The following is an 18,622-nucleotide window of genomic DNA, read 5'->3' on the forward strand; positions in this document are numbered from 1 at the left end:
GACGGGCCGCCGACGCGATCGCTCAGTTCGTCTCGGTTTCGCGCTCCTCGTCGGCGTCCGTCGAGTCCGGCCGGCCGGTCCAGCCGGAGTCGGTCGGCGCGTCGTCAGTCGTCGCGTCGTCCTCGGCCGGATCGTCCGTCTCCCCGTCGTCAGCCGCCTCCTGGGCGTTCTCCGCGCGAGCGCGTTCGAGTTCGCGGTCGAGGCTCCCCTCGACGGCGCCCAGCGACTCGACGGTGACGACGTTGCCGCCGCCGGGGTCGATCACCATCACCTCCTCGCCCTCGGGGATCTCCCCCTCGATGGTGCGGGCGGAGTAGTATGGGTTGAAGCCGCCGTTCTCGATCTTGACCTCGCCCTCGCTGGGGGTGACACGCGAGGTGACGCGGGCGGTCTGGCCCTTCAGGTCGCTGGAGGAACTGGTCTGGGCCTGTCCCTTCCCGCCGTAGATGTCCAGTTCGCGGTAGCCGTACAGCGTGACGATCCCGAACAGCAGGACGAGGCCGGCGAGCACGAACGGCGTCGCGACGGGGCCGAGCAGCAGGCCGACCAGCCCCGCCCCGAGCAGCGAGACGCCGACGACGACGAAGTGTGCCCCCGGCGCCAGCGCCTCCGCGATCGACAGCGCGATCCCCGCCGCGACCAGCAGCAGGGGAAGCGTCTCTGGGCCGAGCAGCCCGGACTGGAGCAGCATCGTGCTGCGTATGGACCCCGCCACGTATCAACGTTGGCTCCGTCCGGGGGTCGTCGGTCAGCGAAGCCGTCCGGCGGCGATCGGTAAGAGAAGGCTTATTCGGCACGCGTGGGGACTCGGCCGTATGAATCAGTTCGTCCGGGAGGTGAGGTGAGTGCCCGGTGTGGATCTCCCCTTCGGGCTCCCGGAGGTGGACTACGCCGACTACTCGAACCGGCAGTTGGTGGCGGTTCCGCTCGCGGTACTGTTGGTGGCCCTCCTGATCATCGGCGGCGTCTGGGCGACGACCGGGGCGCCCGCCGATCTCGGGGTGGAGTTCACCGGCGGCACCGAGATCAGACTGACCGTCGACGGCGAGAACCCACAGCAACAGATCCGCGAGGAGATCGGTCCCGACCCGTCCAACATCCAGCCGGTGGCGAACAGTAACCGCTTCATCGTGACCTACGGTCCCGAAACGGACAGCGCGCGGTTGGAGCAACAGGCGTTGGACGCCGGCTTCGACGTGCAGTCGGTCGACGGCACCTCGCCGACGTTCGGGAGCGAGGCACAGGTCCAAGCGATCGGCGGCATCGCCATCGCGTTCGCGGGGATGAGCGTGCTGGTGTTCGCGATGTTCCGGACGTTCGTCCCGAGCATCGCCGTCGTCCTGTCGGCGTTCTCGGACATCGTCGTCCCGGTGGCGCTGATGAACGTCCTCGGCATCCCGCTCACGCTCGGCTCCGTCGCCGCGCTGCTGATGATCATCGGGTACTCCGTCGACTCCGACATCCTGCTCAACAACCACGTCCTCCGCCGGCAGGGTGGGTTCTACGAGTCGGCCTACCGCGCGATGGAGACCGGGATCACGATGACGCTGACCTCCATCGCCGCGATGCTCGTGATGACCATCGTCGCGACCGCCTTCGGGATCGGCCTGCTCTCCTCGATCGGGCTGATCCTCGTCTTCGGGCTGGCGACGGACCTGCTGAACACCTACATGCTCAACATGTCGCTGCTTCGCTGGTGGAAGTTCGAGGGGGTGAACCGCTGATGGCCGACGAGGGCGGAACGTGGGCCAGCATCAAGTCGAACTGGCGGGTCGTGCTGCTGGTCCTCATCGTGCTCGCGAGCGTGTTCGCGCTGTTCTCCCCGACGCTCGCGCCCAGTAGCGCCGCCGGCGGCGAGGACGGCGCTGCCGCCGAGAGCGGCGGGATCACCAACCTCCAGTACGGGATCGAGCTCTCCGGCGGCACCCGGATCCAGGCGCCGCTCGTGGGTGTGCACGCGACCGGGGTGGACATCCCGAACGGCACCGACACCTCGACAGTCCGCCAGCAGGTCGCCGACGGGCTCGAGAACGCCAGTACGGAGGACATCGCGGTCCGCTACCCCGGCGAGTACGGCGACATCACCCAACGGACGACCGTGGTCGAGGTCCGGACCACGAACGTCACCGCGGCCCAACTCGAGAGCGCACTGACCGCGGCGGGCTACGCGCCCGAAAACACGTACAACCGGGTGTCCGACGTGACGCAGTCGACCGCGGTCACCGTCCTCCGGCAGAAGGTCAACGAGGCCGGACTCTCCGGCGGCACCGTCAGCACCGTCGGCGGCGACGTGATCGTCGTCGAGGTGCCCAACGCCAACCAGACCGCCGTGCGTGACTTGATCGAGTCCCGCGGGCAGGTACTGATCCAGGCGTACCACCAGAACGAGAGCGGGGCGTACGTCCGGACCACCGTGATGGACGCCGAGGACCTCCGGCAGGTCGGTAACGCTCGCCGGCTCCCCGGGGAGAACACCGGCGCCGAGGTCAGCGTTGTCGTCGCCGAGGAGAGCGCCCAAGAGGTCCAGCAGGGGTTCGTCGACACCGGCCTCGCACAGGAGGGCGGCACTCGGTGTACGTACGAGGAGAACCCCAACGGAACCGAGCCCTGTATCTTGGTCGTGCAGGACCAGCAGGTGTTGAACTCCTTCGGCGTCGAGTCCGGGCTGGCCCAGCCGATGCGGACCGGCGAGTGGGCCGACAACCCGCGGTTCCGGCTGACGACGCGGAACCTCTCGACCGCACAGGAGGTCGCGATCAACCTCCGCGCCGGCGCGCTGCCGACTCAGCTCGATCTGGACTCGGACTCGATGCTGTACGTCGACCCCTCGCAGTCCGACCGGTTCAAGACTGACTCGCTGATCGCCGGGATCGCGGCGGTGTTGGCGGTCAGCGGCGTCGTGTTCGCACGCTACCGTCGGGTCGAGGTGGCGGGGCCGATGATCGTCACCGCGCTGTCGGAGGTCGTCATCCTGATGGGCGCCGCCGCGGCGCTGGGCTACCCGATCGACCTCTCGGTGATCGCCGGCTTCGTCGCCGCGATCGGGACCGGGGTGGACGACCTGATCATCATCGCCGACGAGGTGATGAGCGAGGGCGAGGTGAACAGCCGGCGGGTGTTCCAGAGCCGCTTCCGCAAGGCGTTCTGGGTGATCGGCGCCGCGGCCGCGACGACGATCGTCGCGCTCTCGCCGCTGGCGGTGCTCTCGCTCGGTCAGCTCCGCGGGTTCGCGATCTTCACGATCCTCGGCGTGCTGGTCGGCGTGCTGGTCACCAGGCCCGCCTACGGCGACATCCTGCGCTCGCTGCTGACCGGCGAGCACTGAGCGGGCAAACGCTTTTCTTCGGCTCCGCCGAACCGGGAGATATGTCCTCCACGAACGGCGACGCCGACGATCTCGACCCCGAGACCGAGGCCGCGATCCGGCGGGCGGTCCGCGAGGAGATCCGCGGCGCGGTCCGGGCGCTGCGTCAGGTCGGCGGCGGCCTGCTGTTCGGCTTCTTCGCGCTCCCCGCGCTCGCCGGCGTGCTGCTGGTGTTCAACGTCCCGATAACGATCGTATTCCTGCTGTGGGTCGGCGCGCTGCTCGTGCTCGGCGCGTACGCGTGGGAACTCCCGCCGTTCAACTGACCGACCGAGGAGCTTTTGCCCGCCGGACCGCTCCTTCCGGAGGATGCGAGTCGAGATCCACGGTGACGCCTACGAACTCGACACCGACCGCGTCGCCGAGGCGGAGGCCGAGATCCGCCGCCAACTCGCCGCGTACGCCGCCGGCGAGCGCGAGGCGTTCGACCTGACCGTCGACTACCCCGGCGGCCACCTCGGCGACGTGATGCGCGCGATGGCCGCGATCCCCTACGGCGAGACGCGCACGTACGGCGATCTGGCCGCCGAACTCGACTCCGGTGCCGTCGCGGTGGGACAGGCCTGCGGCGCGAACCCGCTCCCGATCGTCGTCCCCTGTCACCGCGTGGTCGGCGTCGACGACAGCGGTGGCTTCTCCGCCGCGGGCGGCGTCGACGCGAAGCGGCGGCTGCTGGCGTTCGAGCGCGGCGAGACGCTGGACCGGTTCGAGTGAGCCGCGTGCGCCGGGCGAGTCGTGCCGTCGTTCACGATCGTTCGAGAGGTAACAACCTCTACACGACTGGGCACTCGAGCGTGTACCATGGTCGCCGTCAATCCCGAGTTCTGCCACCAGTGCGGCGCGGAGCTGACCGAGCGACTCGTCCACGGTCGGGAGCGCCCCTACTGCGCGGCGTGTGACCGGGCGTTCTACCGGAACGCGGTTCCCTCCGCGGGAGTGTTCGTCCGCGACGGCGACGCCGTGTTGCTGATGCAGCAGGCCGACCGCGACAGCGAGTGGGCGACCGGGGGGGAGTGGACGCTCCCTGGCGGCCACCCCGAGTACGACGAGGCGCCGCGGGCTGGCGCAGTCCGCGAACTCGAGGAGGAGACGGGGATACGGGCCGATCCCGCGGACCTCACGCTGCTCGCGGCGCCGCACAGCACCCACCTCGGCTACCACTACTACATGCTCACCTACCTGCTCGACTACGACGACGCGCGCGGCGAACTGGAGCCGGGTGAGGAAGCGAGCGACCTGCGGTTCTGGACGCCCAAAGAGATGTACGCGGACACCGAGAACACTCGCGAAATCGACCGGCAGCGGCTCTCGCTCGTCTTCGAGGACTAGAAGTCGCTCAGCCCGGACTGCTCGGCGGCCGCGAGCGCGTCCTCGCAGGTCGCCCACGTCGCCCGCGCACAGGCGGGCAGTTCCCCGTGTTCCTCGACGTGCCCCGCGAGGAACGCCCGCGTCGTCGGGTCCGACGGGTAGCCGCTGCCGACCTCGCGGTCGTACCGCTCGTCGATTTCGGCCATCCGGCGGTCGCGTTCGACCTTCGCGACGACGCTCGCGGCCGAGACGATCGCGTGCGTCTCGTCGGCGCCGTGTTCGGCAGTCACGTCGACCTCGGTCCCGGTTTCGGCGACCGCATCCCGGAGCCGTCGGCCGAACCGCGCTTCGTCGGTGTCGGCGGCGTCGGCGAGCACGTCGTCGCCCGCTTCCGCGACCGCCGCCACCGCCTCCGCCTGTGCGGCGACGCCGAGGCCGTTCATGTCGGTGTCGGGTGCGTCGATCCGTTCGGGCGGGATCGCCGCCGCGGCGACAGCGATATCGGGATTGTCGCGGAGTTCGGCGGCCAGCTCCTCGCGGCGCGTCGCGGTGAGTTCCTTCGAGTCCGCCAGTCCTGAGGGAAGATCCTCGGGGGCGGCCCTAACCGCGCCGGCGACCATCGGTCCCAGCGCGGGTCCCTTGCCCGCCTCGTCGGCGCCGACGACCATCAGTCCCGGAAGTACGCCGAGTGCTCGAACGGCTCGTCCTCGCCGTCGACCCGGAGCACGTCCAGCGCCGTCACCTCGGCGCCGACGCCGAGCAGCCCCGCGAGCGAGGGCGTCGTGCGCCCCTCGTCGCTCGAGATCAGCTCCTTGATGTAGAGCCCGCCTGCGCCGTGGACCTCGACGGTCGCGGTCCTGCTTCCCTCGAGCTCGCCCTCGATCTCGTACACGTCGCGGGTCCGGACCTTGCTCGCGCGCCGGTGGTCGACGCGGTTCGGCGTCTCCTGTTCGATCGTCGCGCCGTCGAGTTCGGCGAGCGCGTCGGCGAACGACTCGGCGTCGACTGGCTCGTCGAAACGGACCTGCGCGCTGTAGCGTTTCGAGGCGTCGTGGCGCTTGACGCGCTCGACCATGTCGTGGGTCGCGAGTCGCAGCCCCTCGACCTCGACTTTCCCCTCCGCGAAGGCGTTGATGTCCTGCTGCAGGCGGTCGGTGTCGACCGTGCGGCGGCGGGGCTCCTCGATCTCGATCACGAACGGCCGGCCGGTGCCGAGCATCCGGGCGTCGACGTCCTCACGGCCCGCGCCGTGGAACGTCGCGCCGACGCCGTCCATCACGTCCTCGACGACGGGCGCGGTGAGCTGTTCGACGCTCTCGGGGTAGCGGTAGCCCGAGCCGTCACACTCCTCGCAGGGCTCCCGACCCTGCCGGCCGCTGCCGTTGCAGGCAGAGCAGGGCCACTTCGTCTGCGGGATGCCGCGCTCCAGCTTCCGGTAGCGGCCGTAGACGAACGCGGAGTTGATCTCCGCTGTCACCTCGTCTTCGGCGAGATCGAGCAGGAACTGCACGTCGGGGCGCTCGAAGTCGACCTCGGTGTCGGTGAGCCGGCCGACGCGTTTGCCCACCTCGCGATTGAACTCGCTCTTGAACCGCTCGCCCGCGTCGGCGTCGAGACCGGCGTCCTCCCGGAGCATTCGCTCGTTCTCTTCGATCAGCGCGGGCGGGCGAGTGCCCACCTGATAGCTCTCGAACTCCACGTCCTCGACCTTACTGGCGGCGCGCTCGGCCCACTCGTCGAACGCGTCGCAGTAGCCCTCACAGACCCAGCAGTCCGCCGCGTCGACGGACGCCGGCTCCTCGTCGTCCTCGAGACCGATAGCGGTCCGCAGCGCCCGCCCCCGTTCGCGGTTGGTGAGGCCGAAGCTTCGGTCGGCGAAGACCCGGCCCAGACAGGCGTCACAGACCCCGCCGACGGCGTCGACCGCGCGGGCGTCCTCCAGTACGCTCATGGGCGGAGTCGGGGGCGGAACGGGTAACTACCTTGCCCTTCCCCGACGGGGCTGGAGGGCCGGGACACAGCGGAGAAGAGGGAGGCCGACGAACGGCGCGGTGACCGTCACGATCGCGCGCCGCGACTGCCGTAACTGCTAGGGAGGCCCGGTTCGCAACTCCACCTCGACGTCGCTGACGCCGAACCGTTCCTCCAACCGCGCGCCGGCGTCGCCGGCGTCGTCGACCAGCAGCGAGGCCGAGACGGTGACCGTCAGGTCGTTCAGCCCCGGCCGGATGCCTTCGAGGTCAACCGTCTCGACGGCGTCGACGCCGTCGGCGCCGCTGAGGCGGTCGCGCACGCCGGCTTCGAGGTCGCCGGCCGCGTTCCGTGGGACGCTCACTGTACAGGCCACGCCGACGGGCTGGCGGCGAACCGCCGACCCCTCGGAGCTTTTGGTGCTCATCGCACGCTCCCACCACGACTCGAACGTGCTGGGGGGACCAGCTCCCGTGGGAGTTGGCCCACAACGTGAACAGACGGCTCCAGGAGAGTGCAGGTTCGCACCGACCGGGCCGCCGTGAACCGATTCACGCTGCGAGCCGACCGGACCGAACCTGCGGGCGTACGAGTGCGATAATCCCGACATACCCGAACCGGTCCGCTCCGGTAGACCCAGACTCACAGCTATTGGACGCTGTGAGCTTGGATGGGGATGTCGGGAGGCGCATCGTTCGACCTGTGAAACCCTCTATCGGCTTCCTACTTAATTCTACTCCGCCCCTGTGACGGTGTCGCATAGGGAGGGGAGTCGAGAAGGAGGCGGATCGTCCGGCACGGACTGCTACGAACCGAAACCATTTGTCCCCCCGCAGCGACTCGGGAGTATGCGAGTCATCCGCAACGGGATCGTCCACACCCAGACCGAGCGCGGGACGATCGAGGGCGACGTGCTGATCGAGGACGGGAAGATCGCCGACGTGGGCTACGCGGTCGACGTGCCTGCCGACGCCGAGGAGATCGACGTCGACGGCGCCCACGTCACGCCCGGGCTGGTCGACGCCCACTCCCACGCCGGGATGGCGGAGTGGGCCGAGCCCGAGGACAGCGACTTCAACGAGGGCACGTCGGCGACGACGCCCCACGTGAACGCGCTCGACGGGTTCCACCCCCGGGACGAGGAGCTCAAACACGCCTTCCAGAACGGCGTCACCAGCGTCTCCAGCCGGATGGGGTCGGGCAACGTCATCGGCGGCGTGATCGTCTCGATGAAGACCTACGGCGATCAGGCCGACGAGATGCTCATCAAGGAGGACGGGATGAAGGCCGCGATGGGCGAGAACCCGAAGCGGTTCCACGGCGAGCAGGAAGGGCGCCAGCCTTCCACCCGGCCGGGCGTCGCCGCCACGCTCCGCGAGCAGTTCACCGCGGCCGAGGACTACCTCGACCGCAAAGAGAAGACCGACGAGGACGAGGCGTTCGAGCGCGACATCGGGATGGAGAACCTCGCCCGCGTGCTCACGGGCGACCTCCCGCTGCGGGTCCACGCCCACCGCGCCGACGACATCCGGACCGTGTTCCGGATCGCCGACGAGTTCGGCATCGACGACCTCTCGATCGAGCACGCGACCGAGGGCCACACCATGGCCGAGGCGTTCGTCGAGCGCGACGTGCCCGCGGTCGTCGGCCCCTCGTTCTCCTCCGCCTCGAAGTACGAGCTCCGCAACATCACTTTCGAGACGCCGGGAATCCTCCACGACGCCGGCGTGAAGGTCGCGATCCAGACCGACGCGCCGATCCTGCCCCAGCAGCATCTCGACGTCTGTGTCGGGCTGGCCGTCCGCGAGGGGTTCCCGCCCGAGGCCGCACTCGATGCCGTGACCACGAACGCCGCGGAGATCCTCGGCATCGAGGACCGCGTCGGCACGCTCGAGCCGGGCACCGACGCCGACGTGGCGGTCTGGGACGGCGAGTTCTGGCGCGTCGATACGCGCACCCAGCACGTGTTCGTCGACGGCGAGCACGTGTTCGACCGCGCGGCCGACGCGACCGACCCCCGGGAGGAGTACGCCTGGTAACGCGTGCAGCTCCCCACGCTCTCCGCGCCGGCGATCGACGACGACGATCCGAGCGTCCCGGTCGTCGTCGGGGCGGTGATCGGCGGCGTGTTCTTCGGGGGCGTCGGGGGCGGCGTCGCGTTCCCGACGCTGCCCACGCTGGGGACGGTGCTCGGCATCTCCTCGTTCGTAGTGGGGACGATCCTCTCGATCAACCGCTTCACGCGGCTCCTGATGGCGACGCCGGCGGGGCAGGTGCTCGACAGCGTCGGCACCCGGAAGCCGATGCTCGCCGGCCTGTTCGTCCAGGGGCTGGTGCCGTTCGGCTACGTGCTGGCGCTCGACCCCGGCCCGGTTCCTCTCTCCAGCGCGGCGATCTTCTTCCTCTCGCGGGCCTGCTGGGGTATCGGCTCGGCGTTCGTGTTCGTCGGCGCGTTCACTACCGTCACCCACGTCACGACCGCGGAGAACCGCGGGAAGTGGGTAGGGTACATGCGCGGCGGACAGAGCCTCGGCTTCCCGATGGGCCTGATCCTCGGCGGTGTCCTGACCGACGTTTACGGCTACGGCGAGGCGTTCGCGGCGGCCGGCGCCACCGGCCTGTTCGCGGCCGTCGTCGCCTTCGTCGTCCTCCCGAACGTCGAGGGGAGCGCGACGGCGACGACCCGCCTGCGTGACCTCCCGGCGGTCGTGCGTGCCGACGCGCGCGTGCTGGGGATCGGCGCCACCAACCTCTCGGTGCGCTTTCTCTACGCCGGGGTCCTGCTCTCGACGGTCGTGCTGTACACCAACGAGTACGGCGTCTCGCTCGGCTCGCTGGCCGGCACCGGCGTCAGCGGCGTGGTGATGGCGGTCTCCGTGCTCGCGATGTCGGTGACGACGCTGTTCGTCGGCCGCCTCTCGGACAGGCTCTCCTCGCGGACCTACACCGTGATCCCCGCGTTGGGTCTGCTCGCCGCCGGGTTCGCGCTGCTCGTGTTCGTCCCCACGGTGGCGGGAATCGTCGTCGGCGTCGCGATGATCGGCGTCGGCGTCGGCGGGACGGGGCCGCCGCTGATGGCGTACCTCGGCGACATCGCGCCTGGCGAGGACGTGGGGAAACTCGGCGGCGTCTACAACGTGTTCGGCGACATGGGGTCGACGATCGGGCCGCTGATCGCGCTCCCACTGGCCTCCACTATCGGCGTCGGGATGGAGTACCTGATCTGTGCCGGCCTCGCCGTGCTGACGGCGATGATGGTGCTCGCGACGCTGGACGGCGATCCCGAACCGCTTCGCTCGCCCGAGGTCGTCCCGGACGACTGAGAGCGGGCCGCGGCGTGCCTCGCCGCCGTCGCCACCGGTCGCTTGCGAGGGCTTTTACCCGAAGCCGCGCCCACTCCAACCAGAGCGATGAGCGATCCCGTCCCCGCGATGGCCGAGCGCGCGGCCGCCTGCGCCGACCGACTGCTGGCCGCCGACTCCGTCGTGCTGGCCTCCCACATCGACGCCGACGGGCTCACCAGCGGCGCCATCGCCGCGACCGCGCTGGATCGGGCCGGGATCCCCTTCGAGACCACCTTCGAGAAGCAGTTGGACGCCGAGGCGATCGACCGGATCGCGGCAACGGACCACGAGGTTGCGCTGTTCACGGACTTCGGCAGCGGCCAACTGGACGATATCGTCCCCCACCAGCAGGCGGGCGACTTCGACGCTGTGGTCGCGGATCACCACCAGCCGGCGACGGGCGAGGAGAGAGCGGACCCGCCCGACATCGACCACCACCTCAACCCCCTGCTGTTCGACATCGACGGCGCATCCGAGCTCTCGGGCGCCGGCGCAACGTACGTGCTCGCCCGCGCGATGGAGACCGAGGGCGTCGACAACCGCGACCTCGCGGCGTTGGCGGTCGTGGGGGCGGTCGGCGACATGCAGGACACCGACGGCGGCCTGATCGGCGCGAACGAGGGGATCGTCGCCGAGGGCGTCGAGGCCGGCGCCATCGAGGAGGTGACGGATATCTCACTGTACGGCCGGCAGACGCGACCGCTGCCCAAGCTCCTCGAGTACGCCAGCGAACTCCGGATTCCGGGCATCTCCGGCGACGAGGAGGGGTCGATCCGGTTCCTCTCGGGGCTGGACGTGGACCTGAAAGTCGACGGCGACTGGCGGCGCTGGGTGGATCTCTCCTTCGAGGAGCGCCAGACCGTCGCGAGCGCGCTGATGCGCCACGCCATCTCCCGCGGCGTACCGCCCGAGCGCGTCAACGGCGTCACGACGACGACGTACACGCTCGCCGACGAGGAGGTCGGCACCGAGCTCCGGGACGTGAGCGAGTTCTCGACGGTGCTGAACGCCACCGCGCGCTACGAGCGCGCGGACGTGGGGCTGGCGGTCTGTCTGGGCTACCGCGACGAGGCGCTGGAGGAGGCGCGACGGCTCCTCCGAACCCACCGCCGAAACCTCTCGGAGGGGTTAGAGTGGGTGAAAACCGAGGGCGTCGAGCAGGAGGAGCATCTCCAGTGGTTCGACGCGGGCAGCCACATCCGGGAAACGATCGTCGGCATCATCGCCGGGATGGCGCTGGGCGCGGAGGGGATCCGCCGGGATCAGCCGATCGTCGCGTTCGCCCAAGAGAACAGCGAGGAGCTGAAAGTCTCGGCGCGGGGGAGCGGCTTCCTCGTCAGTGACGGGCTGGATCTCTCGGTCGTGATGTCCGAGGCTGCCGATGCTGCCGGCGGCGGCGGCGGCGGCCACGACGTGGCGGCGGGGGCGACGATCCCGCGGGAGAACCGGGACGCGTTCCTCGCGGAGGCGGACCGGATCGTCGGCGAGCAGCTCGGCGACTAAGCGCCGATGTCCTCGAACAGCTGTCGGTAGTCCTCGGTGTCGAGCTGGTCGGTGATCCGGTCGAGCTCGTCGTCGAGTTCGTCGAGCCTCGAGGTCAGCTTCCGGTACTCGTCGCTTCGTTCGAGCGCCTCGCGGGGCTTCTCGGCTTCGAGCGTCGCCCGCTTGGAGGCCAGCGACGCGGTGCGCTGGAGCCGGTCGTCGTACTGGCTCCGGGTCTCGAGGCGCTCGACGGCGTCGAGTAAGTCGCTCTGGGAGAGCGGCTTGAGCACGTACAGGTCGAACCCCATCTCCACGATGTCGAAGTCGGGCTCGACCGCGGTCACCATCCCGACCCGAACGTCGATCCCCCGGTCGCGGATCTCCGCGAGCAGGTCCTCGCCGTGGCCGTCGGGGAGCCGGCGGTCGAGCAGCGCGATGTCGTACCGCTCGTCGATCATCGACGACGCGTCGCCGATACTGTTCGCGACGTCGACGTCGTACCCCTCGGCCTCGACGGTGCTGGAGTAGAGCTCCGCCACGTCCTGCTCGTCCTCGACGATCAATACCCGGACGTCCTCCCTGTCGTCGGACCGGTCTCGCGCCCCTGCCTCGGTGCCCGCCTCGCTCATGATCCTATCCCTTCGGCCGCTTTGAGTTAACTTTACCGTCGTACGACTGTCGGACGGTGAGCGTTCGCGTCGGCGACGCCCGCGCCGCGGCCGGCGACCCGGTGGGCTTAATTCCCCCGGCACCGCTACCTCCCCGTACTCATGGTCGACGTGACCGAGACCGGCGTCGACGGTCTCGACTCTATTCTCAACGGCGGCATCGTCGAGAACTCGACGGTCCTGGTCAGCGGCAACCCCGGCACGGGGAAGAGCATCTTCGGCATCCAGTACCTCCACACCGGGGTGAAGGAGTTCGACGAGAAGGGGATCTACATCTCCTTCGAGGAGAACGCCGAGGACATCAGGCAGGCCGCGGAGTCGGTCGGCTTCGAGGACTGGGGCGAGATGGTCGAGCGCGGCGACATCAAGGTGTACGACAAGTCGACGATGCTCCGTGAGGAGGACTTCAACACCGCGATCGACCGCCTGCTGCAGGACTTCGCCGGCACCACGTACGACCGGCTGGTGCTCGACTCGCTGACGATGTTCAGCCTCTTCTTCGACGACGAGAAGGAGAACCGCACGTACCTGCTGAAGTTCTCGGACATCCTCAAGAAGAACGGGCTCACCTCGCTGCTGATCAACGAGCAGGGCGCGGTGTTCCCCGAGACCGAGATCGGGCTGGAGAACTTCCTCACCGACGGCAACATCTACTTCATCCAGACGCCGACGGACAACGGCGTGAACCGCTACATCTGGGTCGCGAAGATGCGAAAGCAGGACATCAACACAGACATCTTCCCGATGGAGATCGGCGAGGGCGGTATCACCGTCTACGAGCGTGCCGGCGGCTTCTCGATGATGGGCAGCGAGGAGCGGCCGGGGTTCTAGCTCTGGGACATCCGCCGCCAGACCTCGTCGAGCTTGTTGGTCACGTCCGACCGCTGTTCGAGGTCGACGCTCAGCCCGTCCCGGAAGTCGATCGACACCTCGTCGACACAGCGACGGTACACCTTGATCCGCCGGTGTTCCTCCGAGAGCGGCCGGTCGTGGAGTTCGAGCAGGTCCGCCTCCGTCAGCTCCTCGATCCGGCGGTAGCAGGTCGCGATCGGGACGTCGAGCTGGTCGGAGAGCTCCTGAGCGGACATCGGCTCGCCCGCCGCTTCGAGGATCTCTGGGTTGTACTTGTTCCCGAGCACCTCGATGATCTCGTCCGAGGCCATTCGTTATCGGGAATGAGACGGCGTTTCAAAAACGTACCGCCATTCTCGACGGGGATCGGGTCCCCGTTTGGCGGTTTGTATTAGTTTGAGTTCTGTCACGGTGTGGTATCAGTTCGAAGAACTGGCTACTCCTCGGTGATCGTCCGGTCCTTCTCGTCGATCTCGCCGCGGTAGAGCTTCGCCCCGTCCTGGGCGACCTGCCGGGCGAGCACCGCGCACTTGATCCGCATCGGCGAGATTTCGACGCCGAGCATCTCGACGATGTCGTCGGTGTCCATCTCGTAGAGCTCCTCGATGCTCGTGCCGGGCAGCTCCTGAGTCAGAAGCGACGCCGCGGCCTGCGAGATCGCACAGCCGTCGCCGCTGAAGGAGACCTCCTCGATCGTCTCGTCGTCGTCGGCCAGCTTCACGTCGACCTGGATGGTGTCCCCACAGGAGGGGTTCTCCCCGACGTGGGAGAAGTCGGGGTCGGCCATCTCCCCGTAGTTCCGGGGGTTCTTGTAGTGGTCGAGAATCTGCTGGCGGTACATGTCCGAGCCACTCATGGCTCGAAAGAGACGGTTTCCGGGGAAAAGGGTTCCGGGGTTCGTGGTCGAATACCGGGATCGCTAACGGGGTGTGGGAGAGTGTGAACGTCGTTCTGGAGTGGTTTCGAAGGGAACGGGGACGGCAACAGCGTCTCGTTCGTAGACCACTTGCGACCGCACCGCCCCGCACAGCCCACAGACCTCCCCAGCCGACTCGCTCCCTACGGTCGCTCGTCCTCCGAGAGAGCAAAGCTCTCTCGTGCCCTCGCTCGCGTTGCTCGCGAGGACCTCGCGCTCGTCGCGCGACGGAGCGCGCTCCGCATTCGCGCCACCGCCTTCCAGAATCAACGGCGACTACGCGAACAGTTCCCGCGCGGTGTCGACGGCGTCGATGAGTTCGTCGATCTCCTCCTTGCGGTTGTAGAGGTAGAACGAAGCCCGCGTGGAGGCGGGGACGCCGAGCACGTCGTGCAGCGGCTGGGTACAGTGGTCGCCCGCGCGGACCGCCACGCCGTGATCGTCGAGGATCGAGGAGAGGTCGTGGGCGTGGACGCCCTCGAGGTTGAACCCCACCAGCCCGCCGCGCTCCTCGCGCGGGCCGTAAATCTCCACGTCGTCGAACTCGCTCAGTCGGTCGTAGGCGTACTCCGCAAGTTCGGACTCGTGGCGCTCGATCGCGTCCATCCCCACGTCCTCGAGGTAGTCGATCGCGGCGGTGAGGCCGACTGCCTCGGCGATCGGCGGCGTGCCCGCCTCGAACTTCCAGGGCAGGTCCTCCCACGTCGAGCCCTCGAACTCCACGCGCCGGATCATCGCGCCGCCGACGAGGAACGGCGGCAGTTCTTCGAGGAGAGCCTCCTTGCCGTACAGCACGCCGATCCCCGTCGGGCCGAGCATCTTGTGGCCCGAGAAGGCGTAGAAGTCGGCGTCGATCTCGCCCACGTCGACCGGGCGGGTGGGGACGGCCTGCGCGCCGTCGATGAAGGAGAGCGCGCCGTGCTCGTGGGCGATGTCGGTGATCTCCGCGACGGGGTTGATCGTCCCGAGCGTGTTCGAGACGTGGACCGTGCTGACCATCGCGGTGTCCTCGTCGACCTTCTCGCGCAGGTCGTCCATGTCCAGCCGGCCGTCGTCGTCGATCTCGACGTACCGGATCTCCGCGCCCTGCTTCTCACAGAGCTGTTGCCACGTGACGAGGGAGGCGTGGTGCTCCATCTGCGTGGTGACGACGTTCTCGCCGGGTTCGAGTTCGGTCAGCCCCCACGTGTAGGCGACGAGGTTGAACGCCTCGGTCGTGTTCTTGGTGAACACGATCTCCTCGCGGCCGTCGGCGCCGACGAACTCGGCCGCGCGGTCGTGGGCGTCCTCGTAGGCGACGGAGGCCTCCTGACTCAGGCTGTGGATGCCGCGGTGGACGTTGGAGTTGTACTGGTAGTAGAACTCCGTCATCGCCTCGACGACCTGCTTCGGCGTGTGGCTGGTCGCGGCGTTGTCGAGGTAGTACAGCGGCGTGTCGTCGTTCTCGTCGGGACCGGGAACGGTCACGTCGCCGCCGACTTTCCGGTCGAGGATCGGGAAGTCCTCGCGGATGGCGTCGACGTCGAGCGCCGGCGAATCGTGGGTAGCCATTGGGTGATAACTGGGGCTGGAGGTGCAAGGGGGCTTCGGTAGCGGGACCGGGAAACGTCGCGAGCGAAGCGAGCGACGGCAAACGGTCCCGAAGTGAGCGGGGAACGAAGTGACCCGCGAGCCGCGGTAGCAGGCCGGAAACACCGCGAGCGAAGCGAGCGACGGCTAACGGTCCCGAAGCGAGCGGGGACGAAGTGACCCGCGAGCCGCGGGAGCAGGCCGGAAACACCGCGAACGAACCGAGCGTTCCCGAGAAAGCGACCCCTAAATCTGCAACAACTGCGCGTGCCGGGTATCTCCGATCTCCAGCACCGTCGCCTCGTCGATGATCCCGGCCTCGACGGCGACGCCGACCGACTCCTCGCCGACGAGGTTCGCGACCGAGGCGCGGCGCAGGCCGTCGATCACGGCGTCGGCGTCGGCCTCGACGGCGTCCTCGCCGGCGTAGAACGACGCCTCGACCGTCAGCGAGATCTCCCCGTCCTCGAACGTCTCCCCGACGAGGTCGGGGTCACAGACGGAGACGAGCAGCCCGCGTTCGGTCTCGCGTTCGCGGAGGAGCATCAGAACTCTTCGACCATCTGCTGCTCGGCCTCCTCGCGCATCTCCTCGGCCCGCTGCCGGACCTCCTCGGCCTCCTCCTCGCGGCCCACTTCTTCCAGCGCGCGGACCTTCTCCTCCAGCACCTCGGCGTTGCTCATCCCGAGGCGCTGAGCGTTCTCGAAGCAGTCGACGGCGTCCTCGGCGAGCCCGCGCTCGAGCATGAAGAAGCCGCGGTTGTACCACGCCTGCGCGAAGCGCGGGTCGATCTCCACCGCGTTCTCGGCGTGGCGCAGCGCCTCCTCGCTCTGGCCGAACTCCCAGAGCGCGTAGGCGAGGTTCGTCTCGGCAGTGGCGGCGTGCTCGGAGTCGTCGTCGATGTCGATCGCCTCCTTGTACGCGCCGATCGCCTCGTCGTACTCTTCCAGTTCGGCGTGGGCGGCACCCTTGTTCACCCAGGCCTCCTGCTCCTTGTGGGGGTCCTCGGCGTACTGCGCGGCGCGCTCGAACGTCTCCGTCGCCTCCTCGAAGCGGTTGATCTTCGTGTAGGAGACGCCAACGTCGATGAGCTGGTCGACGTCGACCTCGTCTTTCGCGATGTTGCGCTCGTCGAGCAGGTCCGCGAGCACGCGGGTGTCGACGGGGTCGACCTCGCCGGGGTCGACTTTCAGTTCGGGCGGGTCGATGTCGAACTCCTCGAACTCGTCGGGGAGTCCCTGACCCTCCGAGAACTGGTGATCGCGGTCCTCACGGGGGTTATCACTCATTACCCGCAGTTCGCGGTCGTCGGGGGTAAGGGTTACGCGTCCAGCCCCAACGCTTAGTCGTCGCCGGGACCTGCCACCCCGGTATGCGCCTGTTCTTCGCGATCGACCTGCCCGACGATCTCCGGGAGCCGTTCGCCGCGATACAGGACGACCTCGCGGCCGCCGAAGGGCTGAGTTTCACCGACCCCGAACAGGCCCACCTGACGATGAAGTTCCTCGGCGACACCCCGACCGAGGACGACGCGGCCGACGACCCGACCGTCGCCGACGCGAAAGTCGCCGGCGCGGCGGCGGTCGACGCGGCCGACCTCTCGCCGTTCGAGATGGAAGTCGGCGGCCTCGGCGCGTTCCCCTCCGCGGAGTACATCTCGGTGGTCTGGGCGGGCGTCCGCGACGGCGCGGCCGACCTCGAAGCGCTCGCCGCCGCACTCGAAACGGAGACCATCGACCGGGGGTTCGACGCGGCGGACAACCCCTTCACGCCACACGTCACCCTCGCCCGGATGAACGACGCCCGCGGGAAGGACCTCGTGCAGGACCGCCTCCGGAACACCGACCCCACGGTCGGTCGCTTCACCGCCGAGGAACTCCGGCTGAAGCGCTCGGTCCTCGGCGACGACGGCGCGGAGCACGAGACGATCGCACGCTTCCCGCTCTGATTTCTCGGAGTGCCGTGCTACTTTCTGTCCTTCCGCTCGGAACAGTTATCTCCACTGACAGCGAAGTAGGGGTATGGAACTCAGCAACGTTCAGCAGTACGCGGGCGACCGCGGCGTCGACAGCGGGATGGCCGTCGACGAACTCCGACGCCGCTACGCCGCGCTCCGTGCCCGGGCGGCCGACAGCGAGGAAGCCGCCGCGGCGCGCCACCGGCTGGCCGAGCGGACGATCGACCTGACCGAGGAGTACTTCCCGGAAGAGGTCGCCGCGCGACGCCGGAAAGTCGCCGCCGCGGGATTCGCCGCCGGCCTCGTCGTCGGTGGCGCCGCGGGCGCGATGCTCCGCCGGTAGCTGTATCCCTCCGACCGATCTTTTCTCGCGACGACGATAGTCCGAACTACGCTTCGTCGGCGTCGACTGCCGCCTCGACAGGCTCGAACGCCGTCTCACAGGGCGGCCCGTCGGCGAAGTCGAACCGAACCGTCCCGTCCGCCCCGATCGAGAGCAGGGACGCCGAAACCGTCCCGTAGCCGTTCTGGTGGACACAGACCCCGTAGTCGTGATCGCCGAGCACGCCCGTCGCGCGGTCGAGCCACGCGTCGCTGTCCTCGTCGGGTTCGGGGAGGAGTGCGGTCCGGACGGCTGCGGCGTCCTCGGCCTGCTCCTGCCCGCGCTCCGGATCGGACGCCGGGATCGCGGGCGCGTCACTGGCGCCGACGTTGACGACGACGTGGACGCCGGGCTCCAGTTCGCGGACCAGCAGCCGGCCGTCCCACTCCAGCAGGTACGCCGCGTCGGCGTCGGCGAGCACGAGGTTGAACCCCGCATACTCGTTCTCCTCGACAGCGGCCTCGACCGTCCTGAGCGCCTCCTCGGCGGAGCCTTCGCCCAGCGCGTCGCGTGTGAGTAGCCCCCGCGAGCGCTCGCCCGCGAGGTCGGCGTCGGTCCAGCGGTTCGTGATCCCGACGAACAGGCCAGCGTCGTTGTACCCCAGCCACGTCCCCCCGGCCTCCGCGTCGCGGGGCGCGACGACGGTCGGCTCCCCCTCGATCCGCCCCGGCGGCTCGGACGGCCGGTCACGTTGCTCGTCGCGGTTCGCGGCCACGGCCACGGGCGCGTCGTCGAACACCTGCCAAGCGAGCGTCAGCGTACACACGGTCCCGGGTAGGCGCGGGCGGTGTTTAAGCCCCCGGCGTCCC

22 protein-coding genes are annotated in these 18,622 nt (G+C 68.9%); 11 read left to right on the forward strand and 11 right to left on the reverse strand.

All coding sequences use genetic code 11. The features are described from left to right. Nucleotides 1-22: 22 nt before the first annotated feature. Nucleotides 23-691: an NfeD family protein gene (locus ACYQZ5_RS10950; protein ID WP_379731008.1), complete on the reverse strand. Its 669-nt coding sequence runs from the start codon at nucleotides 689-691 to the stop codon at nucleotides 23-25. A gap of 163 nt (nucleotides 692-854) precedes the next feature. Here ACYQZ5_RS10950 and secF point away from each other — a divergent pair, with 163 nt between their 5' ends. The 5 genes from secF to ACYQZ5_RS10975 all read left to right on the forward strand — a co-directional run bounded on the left by secF (nucleotide 855) and on the right by ACYQZ5_RS10975 (nucleotide 4,693). Then, a complete protein-coding gene (gene secF, locus ACYQZ5_RS10955) occupies nucleotides 855-1,724 on the forward strand; it encodes a protein translocase subunit SecF (RefSeq protein WP_379731007.1) in 870 nt (289 codons plus the stop codon). After that, complete coding sequence (locus tag ACYQZ5_RS10960) at nucleotides 1,724-3,325, forward strand: preprotein translocase subunit SecD (protein WP_379731006.1); 1,602 nt, start codon at nucleotides 1,724-1,726, stop codon at nucleotides 3,323-3,325. Before secF ends, ACYQZ5_RS10960 begins: the two co-directional genes overlap by 1 nt. Nucleotides 3,326-3,366: 41 nt before the next feature. Continuing rightward, nucleotides 3,367-3,630, forward strand: a complete 264-nt coding sequence (locus ACYQZ5_RS10965; protein WP_379731005.1) for a hypothetical protein — start codon at nucleotides 3,367-3,369, stop codon at nucleotides 3,628-3,630. A 43-nt stretch (nucleotides 3,631-3,673) separates the two neighbouring features. Further along, nucleotides 3,674-4,078 carry a methylated-DNA--[protein]-cysteine S-methyltransferase gene (locus ACYQZ5_RS10970; protein ID WP_379818118.1) on the forward strand — a complete coding sequence of 135 codons (405 nt, stop codon included), beginning with the start codon at nucleotides 3,674-3,676 and terminating at the stop codon, nucleotides 4,076-4,078. An 87-nt stretch (nucleotides 4,079-4,165) separates the two neighbouring features. Then, nucleotides 4,166-4,693, forward strand: a complete 528-nt coding sequence (locus ACYQZ5_RS10975; RefSeq protein WP_379733067.1) for an NUDIX domain-containing protein — start codon at nucleotides 4,166-4,168, stop codon at nucleotides 4,691-4,693. On the opposite strand, the gene rnhB is transcribed toward ACYQZ5_RS10975, so the two are convergent. From rnhB to ACYQZ5_RS10990, 3 genes are all read right to left on the reverse strand, one after another. Then, nucleotides 4,690-5,340, reverse strand: coding sequence for a ribonuclease HII (gene rnhB, locus ACYQZ5_RS10980; RefSeq protein WP_459846168.1), 651 nt, complete (start codon nucleotides 5,338-5,340; stop codon nucleotides 4,690-4,692). The genes ACYQZ5_RS10975 and rnhB overlap by 4 nt on opposite strands. Next, nucleotides 5,340-6,623 carry a tRNA pseudouridine(54/55) synthase Pus10 gene (locus ACYQZ5_RS10985; RefSeq protein ID WP_379732623.1) on the reverse strand — a complete coding sequence of 428 codons (1,284 nt, stop codon included), beginning with the start codon at nucleotides 6,621-6,623 and terminating at the stop codon, nucleotides 5,340-5,342. Before ACYQZ5_RS10985 ends, rnhB begins: the two co-directional genes overlap by 1 nt. Before the next feature lie 138 nt (nucleotides 6,624-6,761). Then, nucleotides 6,762-7,070: a hypothetical protein gene (locus tag ACYQZ5_RS10990; protein ID WP_459846170.1), complete on the reverse strand. Its 309-nt coding sequence runs from the start codon at nucleotides 7,068-7,070 to the stop codon at nucleotides 6,762-6,764. Nucleotides 7,071-7,491: 421 nt separating this feature from the next. On the opposite strand from ACYQZ5_RS10990, the gene ACYQZ5_RS10995 reads away from it, so the two are divergent. The 3 genes from ACYQZ5_RS10995 (at nucleotide 7,492) to recJ (ending at nucleotide 11,490) form a co-directional block, all read left to right on the forward strand. After that, complete coding sequence (locus tag ACYQZ5_RS10995) at nucleotides 7,492-8,682, forward strand: amidohydrolase (RefSeq protein WP_459846172.1); 1,191 nt, start codon at nucleotides 7,492-7,494, stop codon at nucleotides 8,680-8,682. 3 nt (nucleotides 8,683-8,685) lie between these two features. Next, nucleotides 8,686-9,966 (forward strand): MFS transporter, encoded by a 1,281-nt coding sequence (locus ACYQZ5_RS11000; RefSeq protein WP_379732278.1) that lies wholly within the window; start codon nucleotides 8,686-8,688, stop codon nucleotides 9,964-9,966. A gap of 87 nt (nucleotides 9,967-10,053) precedes the next feature. After that, complete coding sequence (gene recJ, locus ACYQZ5_RS11005; RefSeq protein WP_379818121.1) at nucleotides 10,054-11,490, forward strand: RecJ family nuclease; 1,437 nt, start codon at nucleotides 10,054-10,056, stop codon at nucleotides 11,488-11,490. On the opposite strand, the gene ACYQZ5_RS11010 is transcribed toward recJ, so the two are convergent. After that, complete coding sequence (locus ACYQZ5_RS11010) at nucleotides 11,487-12,098, reverse strand: HalX domain-containing protein (protein WP_379731320.1); 612 nt, start codon at nucleotides 12,096-12,098, stop codon at nucleotides 11,487-11,489. The two genes, recJ and ACYQZ5_RS11010, sit on opposite strands and share 4 nt — an antisense overlap. A gap of 141 nt (nucleotides 12,099-12,239) precedes the next feature. Between ACYQZ5_RS11010 and ACYQZ5_RS11015 the strand changes: the two genes are divergently transcribed. Then, nucleotides 12,240-12,968, forward strand: a complete 729-nt coding sequence (locus tag ACYQZ5_RS11015; protein ID WP_379731321.1) for an RAD55 family ATPase — start codon at nucleotides 12,240-12,242, stop codon at nucleotides 12,966-12,968. Here the strand turns inward: ACYQZ5_RS11015 and ACYQZ5_RS11020 are convergent. The 5 genes from ACYQZ5_RS11020 to ACYQZ5_RS11040 form a co-directional block, all read right to left on the reverse strand. Beyond that, the gene (locus ACYQZ5_RS11020) at nucleotides 12,965-13,300 is read right to left on the reverse strand and encodes an ArsR/SmtB family transcription factor (RefSeq protein ID WP_379731322.1); all 336 of its coding nucleotides are present in this window, start codon (nucleotides 13,298-13,300) and stop codon (nucleotides 12,965-12,967) included. The two genes, ACYQZ5_RS11015 and ACYQZ5_RS11020, sit on opposite strands and share 4 nt — an antisense overlap. Nucleotides 13,301-13,425: 125 nt before the next feature. After that, nucleotides 13,426-13,845: an iron-sulfur cluster assembly scaffold protein gene (locus ACYQZ5_RS11025; RefSeq protein ID WP_379731323.1), complete on the reverse strand. Its 420-nt coding sequence runs from the start codon at nucleotides 13,843-13,845 to the stop codon at nucleotides 13,426-13,428. Nucleotides 13,846-14,181: 336 nt separating this feature from the next. Continuing rightward, complete coding sequence (locus tag ACYQZ5_RS11030) at nucleotides 14,182-15,456, reverse strand: aminotransferase class V-fold PLP-dependent enzyme (protein ID WP_379731325.1); 1,275 nt, start codon at nucleotides 15,454-15,456, stop codon at nucleotides 14,182-14,184. Nucleotides 15,457-15,720: 264 nt separating this feature from the next. Next, nucleotides 15,721-16,020, reverse strand: coding sequence for a DUF424 domain-containing protein (locus tag ACYQZ5_RS11035; protein ID WP_379731326.1), 300 nt, complete (start codon nucleotides 16,018-16,020; stop codon nucleotides 15,721-15,723). Further along, nucleotides 16,020-16,763: a tetratricopeptide repeat protein gene (locus tag ACYQZ5_RS11040; RefSeq protein WP_379731327.1), complete on the reverse strand. Its 744-nt coding sequence runs from the start codon at nucleotides 16,761-16,763 to the stop codon at nucleotides 16,020-16,022. The genes ACYQZ5_RS11035 and ACYQZ5_RS11040 overlap by 1 nt, the downstream gene beginning before the upstream one ends. Nucleotides 16,764-16,846: 83 nt before the next feature. On the opposite strand from ACYQZ5_RS11040, the gene thpR reads away from it, so the two are divergent. Beyond that, nucleotides 16,847-17,422 carry an RNA 2',3'-cyclic phosphodiesterase gene (gene thpR, locus ACYQZ5_RS11045; protein ID WP_379731328.1) on the forward strand — a complete coding sequence of 192 codons (576 nt, stop codon included), beginning with the start codon at nucleotides 16,847-16,849 and terminating at the stop codon, nucleotides 17,420-17,422. 73 nt (nucleotides 17,423-17,495) lie between these two features. Next, nucleotides 17,496-17,774 carry a hypothetical protein gene (locus ACYQZ5_RS11050; protein WP_379818122.1) on the forward strand — a complete coding sequence of 93 codons (279 nt, stop codon included), beginning with the start codon at nucleotides 17,496-17,498 and terminating at the stop codon, nucleotides 17,772-17,774. A 46-nt stretch (nucleotides 17,775-17,820) separates the two neighbouring features. On the opposite strand, the gene ACYQZ5_RS11055 is transcribed toward ACYQZ5_RS11050, so the two are convergent. Beyond that, complete coding sequence (locus ACYQZ5_RS11055) at nucleotides 17,821-18,579, reverse strand: NRDE family protein (RefSeq protein WP_379818123.1); 759 nt, start codon at nucleotides 18,577-18,579, stop codon at nucleotides 17,821-17,823. Nucleotides 18,580-18,622 lie beyond the last annotated feature (43 nt).

This window comes from Halolamina salina, assembly GCF_054653455.1.